Origin of the sequence: Tenacibaculum holothuriorum, from assembly GCF_002120225.1 — a bacterium.
GTDB classification, from domain to species: domain Bacteria; phylum Bacteroidota; class Bacteroidia; order Flavobacteriales; family Flavobacteriaceae; genus Polaribacter; species Polaribacter holothuriorum.
On sequence record NZ_LAPZ01000029.1, the window covers coordinates 1 to 688 of the forward strand.

The 688-nt window shown below is 37.9% G+C and carries 1 protein-coding gene; it reads right to left on the bottom strand.

Translation table 11 applies throughout. The annotated features are described in order from the left end of the window. On the bottom strand, positions 1-688 hold a 688-nt coding region (locus tag WH52_RS14920), incomplete at both ends, for a hypothetical protein (RefSeq protein WP_158091382.1).

Below are 688 nucleotides of genomic sequence, written 5' to 3' on the forward strand. Positions count from 1 at the left end.
CACAACTAATTGCTGTAGTTGCTCCTGTTACCGATAATGCAACTGCTGGTGCATCGATGGTGAAGAAACCTGAACGTACTAAACATTCTGGGGTTGCGGTCATAGTTACTTCTACATAATAACCTGTACCGGCTGGAATTCCGCCTACTGACTCTAACTCCATTCCTGAACCATCGGCTCCTGTTGAACCTGTTACATCTGTATCATCTGTAAAATCGTTCGGAGTTCCGCCATCTTGTTTAATTACATATGTATAAGCGCCACTATAATCTGTTGCTGCATTAAAATCAAAAGTAATCGCTCCTGTTATATCTCCTAAACATACAATATCGCTCGTCTTTGTTACATCTAAAATATAGTTAGTAACTGGTAATACCTCGTATGTTTCTGTTAATACACAATTTATTGTAGGATCTGCATTCGATATTGCTACTGTATAAACTCCTTCGCCTAATCCTGTAAAGTTTAATGGTGAAGTTCCGTTTAATGTAACATCATAACCTCCTGGTCCTGTTACTCGTACATCTGCAGTAATTGGTGATGCTGCTATTGATGAATCAAATGTAACTCGGATTTCTTCGCCTGATACACATGTTAAATCTGATACTTGTGCTACAACAGCATTACTTAATCCATTAAATGGATTAATTGTTGTTACTACTGTATCTGAACATCCTTGAGCATTGTA